17 protein-coding genes and 1 tRNA gene are annotated in these 17704 nt (G+C 62.3%); 10 read left to right on the top strand and 8 right to left on the bottom strand.

The features are described 5' to 3' along the window. Window positions 1–19: 19 nt before the first annotated feature. Both MM194_RS03730 and MM194_RS03725 read left to right on the top strand, forming a co-directional pair. Window positions 20–943, top strand: coding sequence for an SPFH domain-containing protein (locus MM194_RS03730; RefSeq protein WP_033128809.1), 924 nt, complete (start codon window positions 20–22; stop codon window positions 941–943). Then, entirely contained in the window at window positions 940–1395 is a 456-nt protein-coding gene (locus MM194_RS03725; RefSeq protein WP_241342698.1) for an NfeD family protein, read from the top strand. The genes MM194_RS03730 and MM194_RS03725 overlap by 4 nt, the downstream gene beginning before the upstream one ends. Before the next feature lie 92 nt (window positions 1396–1487). Here MM194_RS03725 and MM194_RS03720 read toward each other — a convergent pair whose 3' ends face one another. The 3 genes from MM194_RS03720 to MM194_RS03710 all read right to left on the bottom strand — a co-directional run bounded on the left by MM194_RS03720 (window position 1488) and on the right by MM194_RS03710 (window position 4408). Continuing rightward, window positions 1488–1721 (bottom strand): hypothetical protein, encoded by a 234-nt coding sequence (locus MM194_RS03720; protein ID WP_033128959.1) that lies wholly within the window; start codon window positions 1719–1721, stop codon window positions 1488–1490. Window positions 1722–2031: 310 nt separating this feature from the next. Then, window positions 2032–3081, bottom strand: coding sequence for an oxidoreductase (locus MM194_RS03715; protein WP_241342696.1), 1050 nt, complete (start codon window positions 3079–3081; stop codon window positions 2032–2034). Window positions 3082–3241: 160 nt separating this feature from the next. Beyond that, entirely contained in the window at window positions 3242–4408 is a 1167-nt protein-coding gene (locus tag MM194_RS03710) for a multidrug effflux MFS transporter (RefSeq protein ID WP_241342694.1), read from the bottom strand. Between the two features lie 233 nt (window positions 4409–4641). Here MM194_RS03710 and MM194_RS03705 point away from each other — a divergent pair, with 233 nt between their 5' ends. Together MM194_RS03705 and hemW are read left to right on the top strand one after the other, a co-directional pair. After that, on the top strand, window positions 4642–5238 hold the full coding sequence (locus MM194_RS03705) for an XTP/dITP diphosphatase (RefSeq protein WP_033128813.1): 597 nt from the start codon (window positions 4642–4644) through the stop codon (window positions 5236–5238). 164 nt (window positions 5239–5402) lie between these two features. Continuing rightward, complete coding sequence (hemW, locus tag MM194_RS03700; protein WP_241342693.1) at window positions 5403–6548, top strand: radical SAM family heme chaperone HemW; 1146 nt, start codon at window positions 5403–5405, stop codon at window positions 6546–6548. A gap of 90 nt (window positions 6549–6638) precedes the next feature. Here the strand turns inward: hemW and MM194_RS03695 are convergent, their stop codons facing one another. From MM194_RS03695 to zntR, 3 genes are all read right to left on the bottom strand, one after another. Continuing rightward, window positions 6639–6854: a ribosome alternative rescue factor ArfA gene (locus MM194_RS03695; RefSeq protein ID WP_241342692.1), complete on the bottom strand. Its 216-nt coding sequence runs from the start codon at window positions 6852–6854 to the stop codon at window positions 6639–6641. A 97-nt stretch (window positions 6855–6951) separates the two neighbouring features. Next, window positions 6952–7503, bottom strand: a complete 552-nt coding sequence (locus MM194_RS03690; RefSeq protein ID WP_241342691.1) for a dihydrofolate reductase family protein — start codon at window positions 7501–7503, stop codon at window positions 6952–6954. Continuing rightward, a complete protein-coding gene (zntR, locus tag MM194_RS03685; RefSeq protein ID WP_033128817.1) occupies window positions 7493–7930 on the bottom strand; it encodes a Zn(2+)-responsive transcriptional regulator in 438 nt (145 codons plus the stop codon). The genes MM194_RS03690 and zntR overlap by 11 nt, the downstream gene beginning before the upstream one ends. A 413-nt stretch (window positions 7931–8343) precedes the next feature. On the opposite strand from zntR, the gene purH reads away from it, so the two are divergent. From purH to MM194_RS03655, 6 genes are all read left to right on the top strand, one after another. Next, on the top strand, window positions 8344–9936 hold the full coding sequence (purH, locus tag MM194_RS03680) for a bifunctional phosphoribosylaminoimidazolecarboxamide formyltransferase/IMP cyclohydrolase (protein WP_241342690.1): 1593 nt from the start codon (window positions 8344–8346) through the stop codon (window positions 9934–9936). 107 nt (window positions 9937–10043) lie between these two features. Next, the gene (gene purD / locus MM194_RS03675; protein ID WP_033128819.1) at window positions 10044–11333 is read left to right on the top strand and encodes a phosphoribosylamine--glycine ligase; all 1290 of its coding nucleotides are present in this window, start codon (window positions 10044–10046) and stop codon (window positions 11331–11333) included. Window positions 11334–11591: 258 nt separating this feature from the next. After that, window positions 11592–11966, top strand: a complete 375-nt coding sequence (locus MM194_RS03670; RefSeq protein WP_033128820.1) for a cytochrome b562 — start codon at window positions 11592–11594, stop codon at window positions 11964–11966. Continuing rightward, entirely contained in the window at window positions 11947–12498 is a 552-nt protein-coding gene (locus tag MM194_RS03665; RefSeq protein ID WP_241342689.1) for a cytochrome b/b6 domain-containing protein, read from the top strand. The genes MM194_RS03670 and MM194_RS03665 overlap by 20 nt, the downstream gene beginning before the upstream one ends. 336 nt (window positions 12499–12834) lie before the next feature. After that, complete coding sequence (locus MM194_RS03660; RefSeq protein ID WP_241342688.1) at window positions 12835–15411, top strand: alpha amylase C-terminal domain-containing protein; 2577 nt, start codon at window positions 12835–12837, stop codon at window positions 15409–15411. A 257-nt stretch (window positions 15412–15668) separates the two neighbouring features. Further along, on the top strand, window positions 15669–16139 hold the full coding sequence (locus tag MM194_RS03655) for a tetratricopeptide repeat protein (protein WP_241342687.1): 471 nt from the start codon (window positions 15669–15671) through the stop codon (window positions 16137–16139). A gap of 47 nt (window positions 16140–16186) precedes the next feature. Here MM194_RS03655 and MM194_RS03650 read toward each other — a convergent pair. Further along, window positions 16187–16263: transfer RNA gene (locus MM194_RS03650), tRNA-Ile, on the bottom strand. A 177-nt stretch (window positions 16264–16440) separates the two neighbouring features. After that, window positions 16441–17660, bottom strand: a protein-coding gene (locus MM194_RS03645) for an IS3 family transposase (protein WP_241342685.1) whose coding sequence is annotated in 2 segments (ribosomal slippage) — window positions 16441–17312 and window positions 17312–17660 — 1221 coding nt in all. Because the reading frame shifts where the segments join, the coding sequence is not laid out codon by codon here. Between the last annotated feature and the right edge of the window lie 44 nt (window positions 17661–17704).

Here is a 17704-nt window from a genome sequence, read left to right as displayed (position 1 = left end):
TTTCATAAGGAGCTTAATAATGAATGAGTCATTGATTGTATTGGGGATCTTTGTATTCCTGGTGCTCGCTACCCTGAGCGCCGGCATCAAGATAGTGCCCCAGGGTTATAACTGGACGGTGGAGCGCTTCGGCCGCTACACCCGTACCCTGACACCCGGCCTCAACCTGCTCATTCCCTATGTGGACCGCGTGGGCCACAAGATCATCATGATGGAGCAGGTGCTCGACATCCCCGCCCAGGAGGTGATCTCCCGCGACAACGCCAACGTCACCATAGACGCCATCAGCTTCGTGCAGGTGGTGGATGCCCGCAAGGGCGCTTATGAGGTCAACGATCTCACCAGCGCCATCCGCAATCTCACCATGACCAACATGCGGACGGTGCTGGGGGCCATGGAGCTGGACGAGATGCTCTCCCAGCGCGACACCATCAACGAGAAGCTTCTGCGCACCATGGATGCGGCCACCGCCCCCTGGGGCATCAAGGTGACCCGGATCGAGATCAAGGATGTGCGCCCGCCGCTGGCGCTGGTGGAAGCCATGAACGCCCAGATGAAGGCCGAGCGGCAGAAACGGGCCGAGATACTGGAGGCCGAAGGGGTGCGTCAGTCCAAGATCCTGAAAGCCGAGGGCGAGAAGCAGTCCCAGATACTCAAGGCCGAGGGTGAACGCCAGGCCGCCTTCCTCGCCGCCGAGGCACGGGAGCGGGCCGCCGAGGCGGAGGCCAAGGCGACCAACATGGTCTCCAAAGCCATTGCCGAGGGGGATATGCAGGCCATCAACTACTTCGTGGCCCAGAAATACACAGAGGCGCTGGCCCGCATCGGTGAAGGCCCCAACAGCAAGATCATCATGATGCCGCTGGAGGCGGGCAGCCTGATAGGCTCGGTCGCCGGCATGGCCGAACTGTTCAACAAGGATGGCAAGGGCAGCAAATCATGACAGCCCTGTTCGAGGGGCTGACGCACTGGCACTGGCTGGGGCTGGGCTTCGCCTTGCTGGCCATCGAGGTGCTGGGCTCGGTGGGCTTCCTGCTCTGGACCGGCATAGCCGCGCTGGAGGTCGGGATCCTGCTGCTGCTGTGGCCCTTCGGCTGGCAGGCACAGCTGCTGCTGTTCGCGGTGCAGTCCCTGTTCACCACCTGGGCCTGGTGGCGCTGGCAGCACAGGCGCGATCGCTCGAGTCAGGATGCGGCCAGCACCATCAACGAGCGGATGCACAGCTACCTGGGGCGGGAGCTGACGCTGCTGGATGATGTGACTCAGAGCACCAGTCGGGTGCACCTGGACGACACCGTCTGGACGGTACGCTGCGAGGTCGCCCTGCCGGCGGGCAGCAAGGTCAGGGTGGTGGGTGCGGATTCCCACATCCTGCTGGTGGAGCCGCTGACCTGAGCGCGGCACCAGCCTCATAACCTCGTGAGAGCCCCATAAAAAAACGGGCCCGGCGCACAAGCGCCGGGCCCGTCTTCAGATGAGGTGCAGGCTTAGTTGGCCTTGGCATCGCTCACTGCAGCTTCCGCCTTGGTGGCTACGTCAGCAGCAGCCTTCTCGACGGTAGCAGAGGCTTCGGAAGCAGCCTTCTCTACGGTAGAGGCAGCTTCGCTAACAGTTGCAGCAACTTCGGCGGCCGGAGTAGCGGCCGGAGCGGCGGCTTCTTCTTTTTGACCACAGGCGGTCAACATCAGACCCAGGATACCGGCTACCAGTACTTTGTTCATGTGCATACCCTCAAAAAAAGATGGAGAGATAGTCTCGACGACCATCACTGTGCGTCTTCACCCCCGGTAAGCAAAGCCATACACCGGGAGCCAAGAGGCGCGCGAAATATAGCGCCATACGCCGCCAATGAAAACGCATATCACAATGATATTTTCTCGTGGGCTGGATGAAAAGGACTACTGCAACGACAAATATTAATACAATCCACTATAAATAGCCGAAAGTTGCATAATAAAACACCACCATCATGGTCATTGTCAGCCATGAATTGCCGTTTCAGCCAGCCGGCACCGGCCCCGAAAATCAACCTCAGTCAGACAGCTTCTGACAGCTCAACCGTTTGCCCTGGCTGTCGCTCTCCCTGGCCAGATCCAGCAGCGCCATCACCGCCAGCGCCTCCTGCGCCGGCACCGGATTGGCGGCCTCTCCCCTGATGGCGGCGCAGACCCCGCGGTAATAGGCGCCGTAGTCACCGGCCTCGCCGTTTACCGGCTGGGATTGAGACTGCCCGTCAACCACACGGCTCAGCTGGCCCGACTCGGGATCCCGGCCCCAGTCGGCGGCGGGTGGACGCAGCCCGAGCTTGAGCTGCTCTTCCTGCACATCCATGCCGAACTTGATGAAGGAGCCGGTGCTGCCGTGGATCACGAAGCGCGGCATGGCGGCGGACACCAGGCAGCTGCCGTGCAGTATCACCCGCAGCGCCCCATAGCCCAGCACCACGTGGAAGTAGTCATCGCTCAGGGCGCCAGGACGCTGCTGGGCGAGATCGGCCTGGATCCAGTCGGGCTGACCGAACAGCTGCAGGGACTGGTCGAGGATGTGAGGGCCGAGATCGAACCACAGACCCGAGCCTGGGCCACCGGCCTCCCGCCAGCGCTGACGCACCTCGGGACGGTAGCGGTCAAAGTGCGACTCGAACTGGGCAATTTCGCCCAAGGCTCCCTCGGCCAGCAGGCGGCGCACGGTGAGAAAGTCCCCGTCCCAGCGTCGGTTGTGGAAGATGCTGAGCAGCCGGTCCTGCTTCTGTGCCAGTGCCACCAGGGCCTCGGCCTCGGCCAAGTCCAGCGCGAACGGCTTGTCGATCACCACGTGCTTACCGGCCAGCAGCGCCTGACGGGCGATGGGGGCATGGGTGTCGTTCGGCGTGGCGATCACCACCAGATCCACGCTCGCATCGGCCAGCACCTGCTCCAGCGAGCCGACCTGGCAGCCGGGCAGTTCGGCCTGCACCTTGGCGGCATCCCGGCTCACCACCCAACCGAGGGAGAGACCCGGGGTGCTGGTCAGGAAGGGGGCATGAAAGGTCTGGCCTGCAAAGCCATAGCCCACCAGGGCGGCATTGATTGTGTGACTCATCCGGTTGTCTCCACGGGCATCTGTGTCATGAGTATCAGGCGAGTTGCCTGCAAAAGAAAAGGGGGCCTAAGCCCCCGTTTGTGCTCATCAGAGCACAGGATTTATTGCCAACACAAGCCGCGTTATCCATCAGCCCTGAGGAAATGGGCGGCCCGCACCATCAAGGCTGCAGGCAGAGGCGACGGCCCTGACGGGTCATCAGCAGCAACAGCGGCGGCAACAGCAGCCACATGTGCAGCGCCAGCTGGCTGAGGGGGTCCGGCATCAACGCGCCTGTGATCCCCACCAGGGCGCCGGAGCCGCTCATCTGGAACAGGCCGAGCAGGGCCGCCGCGGTGCCGGCACAGTGGCCGAACGGTGCCAGCGCCATGCCGGCTGCGGCCCCCAGGATCATGGCGAAGCCGATGCTGGAGAGGAACACGGGCCCCATCATCGCCAGCGGGTGCTCGAGGTGCATGCTCAGCGTCAGCACCACGGCCGATACCAGCAACACCAGCAGGCCGATGCGCAGGGTGCGTCTCGGGCCCACACTGGCAATGAAGCGCGGCGCCAGGAAGCAGGCCAGGATGTTCAGCGCCGCGTTGGCGGTAAACCAGTAGCTGAAGCCGTTCATGTCGAGACCCAGTTTCACCATCAGCTGAACGGGTGCCGCGGTGACATAGGCCAGGATCACCGCCATCGCCAACATGCAGAGGCTGGCGTTGAACAGGAAGCTTGGGCTGCGCAGCACAGGGCTGTAGCGGGACCAGCTGATCAACTGGCCGTGGCTGCTGGTCTCCTCCGGACGGGTCTCCGGCATGCGCCACAGCAGCCAGCTACCGACGATAACCGCGTAACCGGCCATGAACCAGAAGTTCGCCGACCAGCCCGCCTTGGCGGTGAGCCAGCCACCGAGCAGCGGTGCCAGCGCGGGAATGAAGCAGATGGCGCCATTGAGGTAGGAGATCATCTGGCCGCTCTTCTTGGGGCCATAGCTGTCACGCACCACCGAGAAGGCGGCGACCGAGGTAGCGCAGGCGCCGAAGCCTTGCAGCACCCGCGCCAGCATCAGCTCACCCAGGCTGGCGGCAAAACCCGCAGCCAGGGCGCTCAGGCCGTAGAGCAAGACGCCGCCCAGGGCGATGGGTTTGCGGCCATAGCGATCGGCGAGCGGCCCCACCAGCAGCTGGCCCAGCCCCATGCTGAACAGGAACCAGGTGATGGTGCCCTGCATCAGGGTGACCTCGGCGCCGAGCTGCTCGGCCATCTGCGGGATGGCGGGCAGGTAGATGTCGATGGCCAGCGGACTGAACAGCACCAGGAGTACAAGCAGAAGAATCAATGGCATCAGTCACCTCAAGCCGTGGGGAATTTCGATTGGGGCGCGAGTCTACTGACTCAGAGTAATGAATTGAAATGGTATTTAATCACTTCGGTTATTCCATTATGGAAAGATGTATTTTACTTGCTCCTCAGCGTCCCGTGATCCGGGCCCGGGGCGGCCCTGCCAAGGGGTAATTGAGCTTTGACTAAATGCCTGCCCCGCATAGAATGCGCAGATAATTTTTGCGGAGATGCGTGATGAGCAAGCTTGTCCTGGCAACAGGTAACCAGAAGAAGGTGAAGGAATTGGCCGCCATGCTGGCCGATATGAAGATCCAGGTGATCCCGCAGAGCGAGTTCGCCGTCTCCGATGCCGAGGAGACCGGCACCACCTTCGTCGAGAATGCCATCATCAAGGCCCGCCACGCCGCCCGCATCACCGGCCTGCCTGCCGTCGCCGACGACTCGGGTCTGGAAGTGGACCTGCTGCACGGTCGCCCCGGTGTCTACTCCGCCCGTTTCGCCGGTGTGGGCGCCAGCGACAAGGAGAACATCGACAAGCTGCTGGAAGAGCTCAAGGGTGCACCAGATTACCTCAAGAGCGCCCGCTTCTGGTGTGTGCTGGTCTACATGCGTCACGCCGACGACCCCACTCCCATCATCTGCCAGGCGAGCTGGGAGGGGACAATCCTCGATGAGCCCCGCGGCCAGCACGGCTTTGGCTACGATCCCGTATTCTTCGTGCCGGATCACGACTGCACCTCGGCCCAGATGCCGGCGGAGCTGAAGAACCAGCTCAGCCACCGTGGTCAGGCGCTGGCCAAGCTCAAGGCCGCCCTGGCGGCGGCGCACTGAGACCCGACCGGGTTCCGGATACGCCGGAGCGCATTTCATCTACAATGGGGGCCGTCGGCCCCCGTTTTGCTCGCTGCATCGCCGATCTGCAAACACACATTGTCATCTGCAACGGGGGTCAGTTCCATCGGCCCCCGTTCTGATTTTTGATTACTGGAAACCCCATGCTGCAACTGCCGCCCCTCTCCCTCTATATCCATGTGCCCTGGTGCGTCCAGAAGTGCCCCTACTGCGACTTCAACTCCCACGCCCAGAAGGGGGAGCTGCCGCACCTCGAGTATGTGGCGGCCCTGCTGGAGGATCTGGATCAGGATCTGCACTGGGCCCAGGGGCGTCCGCTCTCCTCCATCTTTATCGGTGGCGGCACCCCGAGCCTGCTGAGCGTCGAAGCCATGCAGACCCTGCTGGACGGTGTGCGGGCGCGCATCGCCCTGACCCCGGACTGCGAGATCACCATGGAGGCGAACCCGGGTACGGTAGAGGCGGACAAATTCGCCGGCTTCCAGCGGGCGGGCATCAACCGCATCTCCATCGGGGTGCAGAGCTTCCAGCAGGAGAAGCTGACCCGGCTCGGCCGCATCCACGGCCCCGAGGAGGCGCGCAAGGCCGCCGAACTGGCTCACGCCATCAAACTGCCCACCTTCAACCTGGATCTGATGCACGGCCTGCCGGATCAGAGCCTGGAGGATGCGCTCTACGATCTGCAGCAGGCCATCGACTGCGCGCCGCCGCACCTTTCCTGGTATCAGCTCACCATAGAGCCGAACACCGCCTTCGCCTCCAAGCCGCCCAAGCTGCCGGAAGATGACACCCTGTGGGACATCTACGAGCAGGGCCACGCCATGCTCACCGCCCAGGGTTACCACCAGTACGAGATCTCGGCCTACGCCAAGGCGGGCTATCAGTGCCGCCACAACCTCAACTACTGGCGCTTCGGCGACTACTTAGGTATCGGCTGCGGTGCCCACGGCAAGATGACGGATCTGGCCAACCAGCGGATCCTGCGCAGCGCCAAGGTGAAGCACCCGAAAGGCTATCTGGATCCTGCCCGTCCCTACCTGGACAACCGGTGGACGGTGACCGAGGACGATCTGCCGCTGGAATACTTTATGAACCGCTTTAGATTGTTTGAACCGGCTCCCAAGGCGGAGTTCGAGGCCTATACCGGTCTGGCGCTGGAGCGGGTGGAGACCATGCTGGCGGTTGCCCAGACCAAGGAGCTGATCGAGGATCTCGGCGACAGCTGGCAGCTGACGTCCCTCGGCCATCGCTATCTGAACGTGCTGCTCGAACTCTTTATGGACGAATGAGGAGCCTGACCTGGCTTCTTCCCCATAAAACAATCAGGGCGCCATTGGCGCCCTGATTGTTTTACCCCATGCCTTGCGGCAGAAACCCGCTCAGCAACAGACGCTCAACATCTGCTGTTGGCCGGGCTCCCACCGCTGGCCATGCTTGGCCTTGCGCTGATAGCTGCCCTTGCCCTTCTTGCTCGGCTCGACCCTGGCCTGGAACAGCGGTGAAGTCACCAGTGCCTTGAGGTGATTGTCCTGAATGATGCCACGCTGATGGTCGTGGGCCTGGTCGATCACATCGACCAGCTTCTTCTTGGCCATATTGGCTCCTGTCATTGCCGTTGGAACTGGCTGAAAAAACGCCAGGGGAAATAAAAACGCGCCGATTGTGCGCCTGCCGCGGCCATCTCGCAAGTGATCAGGGGGCGGGACTGTAGATCACTCGCACCAGGCCACTTGGCAATACTGTGCTGGAGACCGGGGTGAGCCGTCCGGGCAGGGCCCCCGCGAACAGGGGAACGCCGCGCCCCAGGGTGACCGGCACCCAGAACAGGGTCAGCTCATCCACCAGTCCGGCCTGCAAGCCCTGGCGCACCAGCTCGCCGCCGTCCAGATAGAGGTGCCGTACCCCCTCCTGCCACAGATCGCGCAGCACTTGCCCAAGCTCCCCTTGCCGGAAGGAGAGGTTGGCACCGGGCTCGGCCGGCCTGTGGGTCAGCACCACCACCGGCTTGTCGCCGTAGGGCCAGTCGGGGAAGGCGCGCACGACATCGAAGGTGTTACGCCCCATCAGCAGCACATCCGCGCTCGCCATCAGGGCGCTGTAGCCGGTCTCTTGCGGTGAGTCGCTGGAGAAGGGGGTCAGCCAGTCCAGATCGCCCCCCTCCCCCGCGATGAAGCCGTCGAGGGAGAGTGCCAGGAAGGCACTGATGCTGGGGCGGCGCTTGGTGCTCAGGGATTCAGTGCTCATGATCGTGATGCTCATGTTGAGCGGGCGCACCGGACTCCAGGGTCTCCAGGATGGCGCAGTGCTCCGCCGAGCGCGGGCCACCGCAGCAGATGTTGGAGAGCTCGCGCAGGTTCTCGCGAAAACGGGTCAGCTCGATGATCTTCTGCTCCACCTGCGCCAGCTTGGCATCGGCCACCGCCTTCACCTCCTGGCAGGTGACGCTGGCCTTGTTGGTGTCCAGATCCAGCAGCTCGCCTATGTCCGCAAGGGAGAAGCCCACCGACTTGGCACGGATGATAAACTCCAGCCGCCGCCTGTCCTGCTCGCCATAGACACGGTAGCCGGAGTCGTTGCGCAGACCCGGCGAGAGCAACCCGTTCTTCTCGTAAAAGCGCAGGGTATCCGCCTTTACTCCGCATGCCTTGGCCAGTTCTCCGATCCGATACATGTCCGCTCTCCCGCCGGCGTTGGTACTCAATATGAAGCGGTTCTCACTATCTCCCCTTTGCCTGCCGATTACCAGCCAAAGGCAGGAAAGCAGTAGATAACGGGCTCCCGCCCGGTCATTTCCAATCAATACACTGAAAAGACAAACGTTTCACAAAATACGAGCGGAAAACGTTTAACGCCGCGCCACAAAAGGCTTCGCCATTTCAAAAAATCCACCACGGCTCACATTTTCTGTGTAGAATATGCGCCCACAAGAGAGCGTCGCGTCAAGCGGGTATTTCCTAAAATACTCTTGCCCAGTGCCGGTGAGAGTGCTTTGCGAAATCCCCCACTTCCATTTATTTGGGGACTCTCTGTGTTGAGCCTCGCCTCCCATGGAACGGTCCCCGTTATGCTGAGGACGATAGTGTGATGGAACAAGCTCGACCCATTCGCCGTGCGCTGCTGAGTGTGTCTGACAAGACCGGCATCCTGGAATTTGCCGAGGCTCTCGTTGAGCGTGGCGTTGCCCTGCTCTCCACCGGTGGCACCGCCAAGCTGCTCGCCGAGGCGGGTCTGCCGGTGACCGAGGTCTCCGACTACACCGGATTCCCCGAGATGATGGACGGCCGGGTCAAGACCCTGCATCCCAAGGTGCACGGTGGCATTCTCGGCCGCCGCGATCGGGATGACGCCATCATGGCCCAGCACGCTATCTCCCCCATCGACATGGTTGTCGTCAACCTCTATCCCTTTGCCGCCACCGTCGCCAAGCCAGGCTGTACTCTGGAAGACGCGGTCGAGAACATCGACATCGGTGGCCCGACCATGGTGCGCTCCGCCGCCAAGAACCACAAAGACGTGGCTATAGTCGTCAAGGCCGCCGACTACGGTCGGGTGATCGCCGAGATGGACGGCAACGGCAACAGTCTGCGCCTTTCCACCCGCTTCGATCTCGCCATCGCGGCCTTCGAGCACACCGCCGCCTACGACGGCATGATCGCGAACTACTTCGGCACCCTGGTCCCCTCTTACGGTGACAACAAGGAAGGCGACGCCGAGTCCCGCTTCCCGCGCACCTTCAACAGCCAGTTCATCAAGAAGCAGGACATGCGTTACGGCGAGAACAGCCATCAGGCCGCCGCCTTCTATGCCGAGGAGCAGGCCGCCCCTGGCTCGGTGGCGAGCGCCGTCCAGCTGCAGGGCAAGGCACTCTCCTACAACAACATCGCCGACACGGACGCGGCGCTGGAGTGCGTGAAGGAGTTCAGCGAGCCGGCCTGCGTCATCGTCAAGCACGCCAACCCCTGCGGCGTGGCCATAGGTGCCGATCTGCTGGCGGCCTACGAGCGCGCCTGGCAGACCGACCCCACCTCCGCCTTCGGCGGCATCATCGCCTTCAACCGTGAACTGGACGGCGCCACCGCCGCCGCCATCGTCGAGCGCCAGTTTGTGGAGGTGATCATCGCCCCCAGCGTCAGCCAGGAGGCCCGTGACACCGTCGCGGCCAAGCAGAACGTGCGCCTGCTGGAATGCGGCCAGTGGACCGCACCGGCGCAAGGGTTTGATCTCAAGCGCGTCAACGGTGGCCTGCTGGTGCAGGAGCGCGATCTGGGCATGGTCACGCTCGGGGATCTGAAGGTCGTCAGCAAGCGCCAGCCCACCGAGGCCGAGCTCAAAGACCTGCTGTTCTGCTGGAAGGTCGCCAAGTTCGTCAAATCCAACGCCATCGTCTACGCCAAAGACGGCCAGACCATAGGCGTTGGCGCCGGCCAGATGAGCCGGGTCTACTCCGCCAAGATTGCCGGCATCAAGGCCGAGGATGAAGGGCTGACCGTAGCGGGCTCCGTCATGGCCTCCGACGCCTTCTTCCCGTTCCGCGACGGCATCGATGCCGCCGCCGCCGCCGGCATCGCCTGCGTCATCCAGCCCGGTGGCTCGATGCGGGATCAAGAGGTGATCGACGCCGCCGACGAGCACGGCATGTGCATGCTGTTCACCAACATGCGCCACTTCCGTCACTGATGAGACAGGGCCGCCCCGGGGTGGCCCTCTTTTCAACGGACTATTTCAACTGACTGGTTTGCACCTGCAAATGCAGTGGGTTATCACGAATAGAAGCGAGCGAGACGATGAAAGTACTGATCATTGGTAATGGTGGCCGTGAACATGCCCTGGCCTGGAAGGCCAAGCAATCTCCCATGGTGACCCGGGTGTTCGTCGCCCCCGGCAATGCCGGCACGGCCCACGAAGGCAGCATAGAGAACGTCGCCATCGAGCCCACCGACATCGCGGCCCTGCTGGCCTTCGCCAAGGCCCAGCAGATCGGCCTCACCATCGTCGGCCCCGAGGCCCCGCTGGTGAAAGGGGTGGTGGATGCCTTCCGCGCCGAAGGGCTCGCCATCTTCGGCCCGACCGCCGCCGCCGCCCAACTGGAAGGCTCCAAGGCCTTCGCCAAGGACTTCCTGGCCCGTCACGCCATCCCGACCGCCGACTACCAGAACTTCACCGAGGTGGCGCCGGCACTGGCCTACCTGCGCGAGAAGGGCGCTCCCATCGTCATCAAGGCTGACGGCCTGGCCGCCGGCAAGGGCGTCATCGTCGCCATGACCCTCGAAGAGGCCGAAGAGGCCGTGATCGACATGTTGTCCGGCAATGCGTTCGGCGATGCCGGCGCCCGGGTGGTGATCGAGGAGTTCCTGGACGGGGAAGAGGCGAGCTTCATCGTCATGGTGGACGGCGAGCACGTGCTGCCCATGGCCACCAGCCAGGATCACAAGCGGGTTGGCGATGGCGACACCGGTCTCAACACCGGCGGCATGGGAGCTTATTCCCCAGCCCCCGTGGTGACCGATGAAGTGCACAAAAAGGTGATGGAACAGGTGATCATGCCGACGGTGCGCGGCATGGCGGCCGAGGGCAACCTCTACACCGGTTTCCTCTACGCCGGCCTGATGATCGATGGCCAGGGCAATCCCAAGGTGATCGAGTTCAACTGCCGCTTCGGCGACCCCGAGACCCAGCCCATCATGCTGCGCATGCGCTCCGATCTGGTGGAGCTGTGCCTCGCCGCCTGCGCCGGCAAGCTGGATCAGGTAGAGGCTATCTATGATCCCCGCGTCGCCATCGGCGTGGTACTGGCCGCCGGCGGTTACCCCGGTGACTATGTCCAGGGCAAGCCCATCAGCGGCCTGCCGGTGGAAGAGGCGAGCGGCGAGAAGGTGTTCCATGCCGGCTCCCGTCTCGAAGGGGATACCGTCGTCACCGCCGGTGGCCGCGTGCTGTGCGCCACCGCCCTGGGCCACACTGTCGCCGAGGCGCAGCGACGCGCTTACCTGCTGGCGGACCGCATCCAGTGGGACGGCGTCTTCTACCGCCGCGACATCGGCTGGCGCGCCATCGAACGTGAGCAGGCCCAATAATCGGGCACTCGTCTCAAACTGAACATCAGGGCCTGCGGGCCCTTTTTGCTGCCCGTGACGGCAGTCTCAGGCCCGATTCCCCTCTGGTTTTCCTCACTGGCTGGCTACATATCATCAGCACAATGCGCACACTTAGTCACAATTGGTCGCACTTTATCCATACAATTGACACCGCTTTCATGGCATCATGCTGCATGACACCGCACTCAAATGAGTGCCATAAGAAACTGCAATGTCGTTACTTCATAAGGAAATCCCATGTTGAAAACTGTGCGCCCCCTGCTGTTGCCCCTGATGTTCGGCCTGATGGCTCTGCCTGCCATGGCCGGCGATCTGGAGCAGCCGATGAAAAATATCGGCTTCAACTACAAGCAGGCCGTCAAGGCTGACGATGCCGCCACCATGGAGAAACACATCAAGGAGATGAAGGCCCAGCTCGACATCGCCAAAGCGAAGAACATGCCGACCGCCAAGAAAGAGAAGTTCCTGGAAGGCATGAACGAGGTGCAGACCGAGCTGGATGCCAGCCTGGCGGCGCTGCAGGCCGGTGATCAGGAAAAGGCCCGCGCTCACCTGGCCAAGATCAACGACCTGAAGAAGGAGTACCACACCTATGCCAAGCAGAAGGGCTAATCCCTTTCGCTGGGATGCGCTGGTCCGCCTCACCCACTGGGGGGTGGCGGCCGCCTGTGTCGCCAACCTCTGGTTCAACGAAGCCGGGGAGACCTGGCACGAGCGGCTCGGCTATCTGGCCATCATTCTGATCAGTGTCCGGCTGGGCTGGGGCCTCTCCTTTGCGCGGGGTCATGCCCGCCTGAGTGCCCTCATCCCGAACCGGGTCGAGTTCCGCCAGCAGGCGGCGGCGCTGCGCGAGCGCACCCCTCCCGCCCCCGGCCATCACGGCAGCGGCAAGCTGGCGGTCTGGGCACTCTGGCTGATCATCCTGGCCACCGCCGGCAGCGGCTGGTTCCAGAACACCGAGCTGGGCTTCGAGCTCGGTGCCGATGACTGGCACCAGTGGTGCACCTGGGCGCTGCAGGCCATGATAGCCCTGCACCTGGGCGCCATCGTCTATACCTCCTGGTGCCAGCGCAACAACCTGGTCGCGCGCATGCTGCCAACGCGCCGCCGCGCAACCCCGGCCCGGCAAGAAACCCACTCCTGAGCCAGACGGGCACCCACTTCGGGTGCTCGTTCCATTATCCCGCCAGTCGACCCGATGCCATCTTGCATGGCGCCACTTCCCCCCCGCTGAACATGCCCCCGACTTCCGGCGTCCAACCCCTGACCGAGATGGCACAAATGTCCGATCTGGGTCTCAATACAGCCTTTTGATGAGCCTCATATGAAAGCATTTTCATTCACAGTTCTTAACTAAATCCCGCTGTTCGATTTTCAACCATTTCGATTTCATGAATGCTACTGACCGAACGAGGTTGTTCGTCGTCCGTTCGAGACTCAGGCAGTGATAACCAATAACAAAGTCGAAGGGAAAATCGTCATGCACAACACACTGTTTCGAACCGCCCTGCTCGCCGCGGCGCTTGGCTCATTCAGCCACAGCGCCAGCGCCGAAGGGGTCATGGTCCACCTGTTCCAATGGAAGTTCAACGACATCGCCAACGAGTGCGAGACCGTGCTCGGGCCCAAGGGATTCGGGGGTGTCCAGATCACGCCACCGGCCGAACACAAGCAGGGCAGCGAGTACTGGTGGACCGTCTACCAGCCCGTCAGCTTCAAGAACTTCAACAGCTTCGGCGGTAGCGAGGCGGAGCTCAAGAGCATGATCGCCCGCTGCAACGCCGCCGGGGTCAAGATCTACGCCGATGCCGTCTTCAACCAGCTCGCCTCCGGGACCGGTACCGCCACCGGCGGCGGCAGCTACAACTCGGGCCAGTTCCAGTATCCCCAGTTTGGCTACAACGACTTCCACCACAGCGGCGACATCACCAACTACGGTGACAGCAACAACGTCTGGAACGGCGCCCTCTACGGCATGCCGGATCTGAACACCGGCTCCGTCTACGTGCAGGATCAGATAGCCACCTACATGAAGACCCTGCTCGGCTGGGGAGTCGCCGGTTTTAGGATCGACGCGGCCAAGCACATGGCCCCGAGCGAGGTGAAGGCGATCCTCGACAGGGCGGGCAGTCCCAAGGCCTACCTTGAGGTGATAGGCGCCGGCGGTGAGTCCGCCGAGATCCAGCCCAACCGTTACACCTATATCGACCGCGTCACCGACTTCAAATACGGCACCAGTCTGGCCGCCAACTTCAACGGCCAGATCAAGAACCTCAAGACCCTGGGCGAGAGCTGGGGCCTGCTCCCCTCCGACAAGTCCTTCATCTTCGTGGTCAACCACGACCGCGAGCGCGGCCACGGTGGCGGCGGCATGCTCACCTTCATGAACGGCGCCCGCTATGAGCTGGCCAACGTCTTCATGATGGCCTGGCCCTATGGCTGGAAGCAGGTGATGTCAGGCTATCGTTTCGCCGACATGGGAAAATACGAGACCGATAAGGGGGCGCCAGGCAGCACGCCTTGCTCCGACAGCCAGTGGAACTGCGAGCAGCGCCGCCCGGCCATCATGAACATGGCCCTGTTCCACAACCGCACCGAGGGCACGGCTGTCAGCAACTGGTGGGATAACGGCAACAACCAGATCGCCTTCGGCCGGGGTGACAAGGGCTTCGTCGCCATCAACAACGAGGGCGGCAGCCTGGTGGCCTCGGTGCAGACCGGCCTGCCGGCCGGCGAGTATTGCAACATCTTGAGTGGCAACGACTACTGCAGCGGCGCCTACATCACAGTCGACGGCAGCGGCAAGGCCAACCTGAACCTCGCCGGCATGAAGGCCGCCGCCATCCTGGCCGGCTGTACCAAGGCCAGCCCCTGTGGCGGGACCACCCTGCCTGGCAACAAGTTCAGCAGCATGAACCTGCGCGGCACCCACAATGCCTGGGGCAATACCCCTATGACAGTCGATGCCAACCGCGTCTGGTCCGCCACCGTCAACCTGACCGGCACAGGTGATGCCACCGGGGCTCAGCGCGTCAAATTCGACGTCTTCGGCAACTGGACCGAAAACTATGGTGACAGCGAAGGGGATGGCATCGCCGACAAGGGCAGCACCAAGGACATCTTCATCAGCGGCGCCGGCCAGTATCGCATCTCCCTCAAGGAGAGCGATCTCAGCTACCAGATCTCTCCGCTGAACGACAACCAGGCCCCCGTCGCCGTCCTCTCTCCCAAGACCATCAGCGTCAAGCTGGGTGAGAGCGTGGTGTTCGACGCCTCCGCCTCCAGCGACGATGCCGGTGTACTGAGCTACGCCTGGTCCACCGGCGGCAGCGCCAAGACAGAGACGGTGCTGTTCGATGCCCTGGGTACCCGCACCATCACGGTCACCGTCACCGACGCCGAGGGGCTGACCGCCAGTGCCAGCGCCACGGTGACCGTCACCGACAGCAACGGCGCCTACAACAGCGTGCTGCCGACCCTGAGCTTCCGTGGCACTCCCAACGGCTGGGGGACGCTTGCCATGACGCTGGTCGCCGACAACCAGTGGGAAGCGCTGGTCAGCTTCGACGGCCAGACCAATCAGCGCTTCAAGTTCGACGTCAAGGGGGACTGGAGCCAGAACTACGGCGATACCAACAAGGATGGCGTGGCCGAGCAGGCCGGTGCCGACATCGCCACCACTGTCACCGGCCTGTACCGCGTGCGCTTCAACGACCAGACCCTGGCCTACAGCCTGACCCCGGTCAGCGTCGGCTATGCGAAGACCTTCCCCAGCCTGAACCTGCGTGGCACCCCCAACAACTGGGGAACCACCCCCCTGACCCTGGTCGGTGATCACCTGTGGCAGGCTAGCGTCAACTTCAGTGGCACCGGTGATGCCAACGGAGGGCAACGCTTCAAGTTCGATGTCAAGGGAGACTGGACCCAGAACTACGGCGACACCAACAAGGATGGGGTGGCCGAGTCGGCAGGGGCTGACATCGCCACAGCCGTGGTCGGTGCCTATGTGGTGCGCTTCAACGACCAGACGCTGGCCTACAGCCTGAGCGCCCAATAAGCCTAGGGCGAGAATGCTCCGGCGGCAGACGGTACCCATGCCGATTGCCACCGAAGCAGATCCGCCACCATAATGAAGCCGTGTCACCGGGTCATCGACCCGGTGACATTTTTCTACTCGCTCTCCCCCTCACACCCCGACCTCCCAGCCGAATATTCTCCTGCCTTCTCCTCCGCCGCCAAGGGACCTCGCTTACCCCATTTCCCGACCGCCGACTCACAGGCATACTGGATCGACATCCCCATGCAGGAGCGCATATGAAACAGCTGGAAGCCCTCAAGGCCGAGGGAAGGATTGAAGAGGCCCGTCAACACGGCCTGCTGCAGCTCACCGAGCATCCGCAGCACGCCGAGCTGCACTACGAGGTGGCCTGTCTGCACGACATGCTCGGGCGCGAGACCCAGGCCATCCCCCTCTACCAGAAGGCCATAGCACTGGGGCTGGGGGGAGTGACACTGCGCGGTGCCTGGCTCGGCCTCGGCAGCTCCTATCGCAGCATCGGCCAATATGCCGAGGCGCTGGCCGCCTTTGAGCAGGGACAGGCCCGTTTCCCCGAGGCCAATGAGTTCAAAGTGTTTGGTGCCATGGCCAGCTACAACCTGGGGAACCACAAGGAGGGGATCGAGACGCTGCTGAGGGTACTGGCGGAGACGACGACGGATCCCGATCTGATTCCCTATAGACGCGCCATCACGCTCTACGCCGAGGATCTGGACCGGCGCTGGTAACGCCAGAAACGACAAAGCCGCTCATGATGAGCGGCTTTGTCTGAATTTGGTGGCCCCTGCCTGACTTGAACAGGCGACCAATCGATTATGAGTCGACTGCTCTAACCAACTGAGCTAAGGGGCCAGAATCTTGGTTTTGCGGCGTGGATTATAGGGGATGCGAGATACCTCGTCCATAGGCAGATCAATCACTTGCTGATATTTTGTACAGCCCCCGCCAATATGCGTGATCCCCCCGACTCGTGAAACCCTTGTCTAGTCCTGAAATAGGTTTACACATTTTCGTCTAGCTTCACGTGACTCAGAACCCCCGATGTACCGCATCGGGGGTTCTGTATTTCAACGCATGATGCGGTCGCTCCAGGTTGTAAATATCCACCGCCTCACGCACCATCTCCCGCGCTTGCGCCAGGTCCTGCGGGCTTTGCAACAACAACTCCCCTTTCAATATCCCGTTCACCCGCTCCGCCAACGCATTCTGGTAACAGTCATATCCGTCTGTCATCGAGCACCGGACCCCGTGCCGTTCATGCAATGACTGATACAGGCCCGAGCAATACTGCACGCCGCGGTCCGAGTGATGGATAAGCTCCCCGCCGCCACGCCGTTGCTTCAGCGCGTTCTTGAACGCCATCGCGACCGACTCGGCGTGCATCCCTTCGTGCACGTGATGGCCCACTATCTTGCGTGAGTAAGCATCCGTCACCAGGCTCAGGTACAGCGACCCGCTCCTGGCTGGCAGATAGGTGATGTCGGCGACCCAGACTTGCTCTGGAGCCACCGGCGTGACCTGCTCCGCCCCGGCCTTGAGCAAGTTGGGATGACGGTAGAAGCGGTGAAAACTGTGGGTGGTCTTGTGATACGCCCGCCTGGGCTGCACCAGCAGACGATGCTCGGCCAATATCTGAAACAGCCTGTCCCGCCCGACCTTGAGCCAGCCATCATCCTGACCCTGAAGCAGATAATGCAGCTTGCGGGTGCCGACCCGTGGCTGGCGTAACCGTACCTGACGCACGAAGCGCACCACCTGCAGCCCCTGTGCATGGCGCAGGTCTGCAACTCGATTGCGCTTGTAGTAAGCCTGACGGCTGATTCCCAGAAACAGGCAAGCCCTGACGATGGTCAGCCTCTCGACTTGCCGCTGCGAGAGGACTTGCCGGGTCGCTTTTTTACGATGGAGACACCGTAGTCGTTCTTCAGGACATCGACGACGGCCTCAAAGAATTGGGCCTTCTGGCTCATCAGCGCCAGCTGCTGTTCGAGTTCCTTGATACGCTGTTCGGGCGTCTGGTTGTCGGGGTCAGGCATGGTGATACTCCTGTCGGCGCGCACAGAAGCCCCCTGGCTCCAATCCTGCCGACCATGTTTACGCAACCATACCAGAACGGTGGAGCGGCCCTGAATGCCATAACGGGCCTGAGCCTGTTTGTAGGTGAGCTCGCCTTTTTCAATCTGCTCGACCAGCGCCAGTTTAAAAGTCAGCGAGTAATCGCGCTGTGTCCGTTTCACACCTTGTCCCATCGGGTTCTCCATTTATTGGGGGGGAAAGGTGTAAACCATATTCA

Source organism: Aeromonas sp. MR16 (assembly GCF_022549315.1).
GTDB lineage: Bacteria > Pseudomonadota > Gammaproteobacteria > Enterobacterales > Aeromonadaceae > Aeromonas > Aeromonas aquatica.
This window is presented reverse-complemented; position numbering and strand designations above follow the sequence as displayed.

Bases quoted from the DNA above. Each gene is read 5' to 3' on its own strand.
- purH (WP_241342690.1), top strand. From the start codon at position 8,344: ATGGAACAAGCTCGACCCATTCGCCGTGCGCTGCTGAGTGTGTCTGAC.
- MM194_RS03710 (WP_241342694.1), bottom strand. From the start codon at position 4,408: ATGCCATTGATTCTTCTGCTTGTACTCCTGGTGCTGTTCAGTCCGCTG.
- zntR (WP_033128817.1), bottom strand. From the start codon at position 7,930: ATGTATCGGATCGGAGAACTGGCCAAGGCATGCGGAGTAAAGGCGGAT.
- MM194_RS03690 (WP_241342691.1), bottom strand. From the start codon at position 7,503: ATGAGCACTGAATCCCTGAGCACCAAGCGCCGCCCCAGCATCAGTGCC.
- MM194_RS03655 (WP_241342687.1), top strand. From the start codon at position 15,669: ATGAAACAGCTGGAAGCCCTCAAGGCCGAGGGAAGGATTGAAGAGGCC.
- MM194_RS03720 (WP_033128959.1), bottom strand. From the start codon at position 1,721: ATGAACAAAGTACTGGTAGCCGGTATCCTGGGTCTGATGTTGACCGCC.
- purD (WP_033128819.1), top strand. From the start codon at position 10,044: ATGAAAGTACTGATCATTGGTAATGGTGGCCGTGAACATGCCCTGGCC.
- MM194_RS03705 (WP_033128813.1), top strand. From the start codon at position 4,642: ATGAGCAAGCTTGTCCTGGCAACAGGTAACCAGAAGAAGGTGAAGGAA.
- MM194_RS03730 (WP_033128809.1), top strand. From the start codon at position 20: ATGAATGAGTCATTGATTGTATTGGGGATCTTTGTATTCCTGGTGCTC.
- MM194_RS03695 (WP_241342692.1), bottom strand. From the start codon at position 6,854: ATGGCCAAGAAGAAGCTGGTCGATGTGATCGACCAGGCCCACGACCAT.
- hemW (WP_241342693.1), top strand. From the start codon at position 5,403: ATGCTGCAACTGCCGCCCCTCTCCCTCTATATCCATGTGCCCTGGTGC.
- MM194_RS03715 (WP_241342696.1), bottom strand. From the start codon at position 3,081: ATGAGTCACACAATCAATGCCGCCCTGGTGGGCTATGGCTTTGCAGGC.
- MM194_RS03670 (WP_033128820.1), top strand. From the start codon at position 11,592: ATGTTGAAAACTGTGCGCCCCCTGCTGTTGCCCCTGATGTTCGGCCTG.
- MM194_RS03665 (WP_241342689.1), top strand. From the start codon at position 11,947: ATGCCAAGCAGAAGGGCTAATCCCTTTCGCTGGGATGCGCTGGTCCGC.
- MM194_RS03725 (WP_241342698.1), top strand. From the start codon at position 940: ATGACAGCCCTGTTCGAGGGGCTGACGCACTGGCACTGGCTGGGGCTG.
- MM194_RS03660 (WP_241342688.1), top strand. From the start codon at position 12,835: ATGCACAACACACTGTTTCGAACCGCCCTGCTCGCCGCGGCGCTTGGC.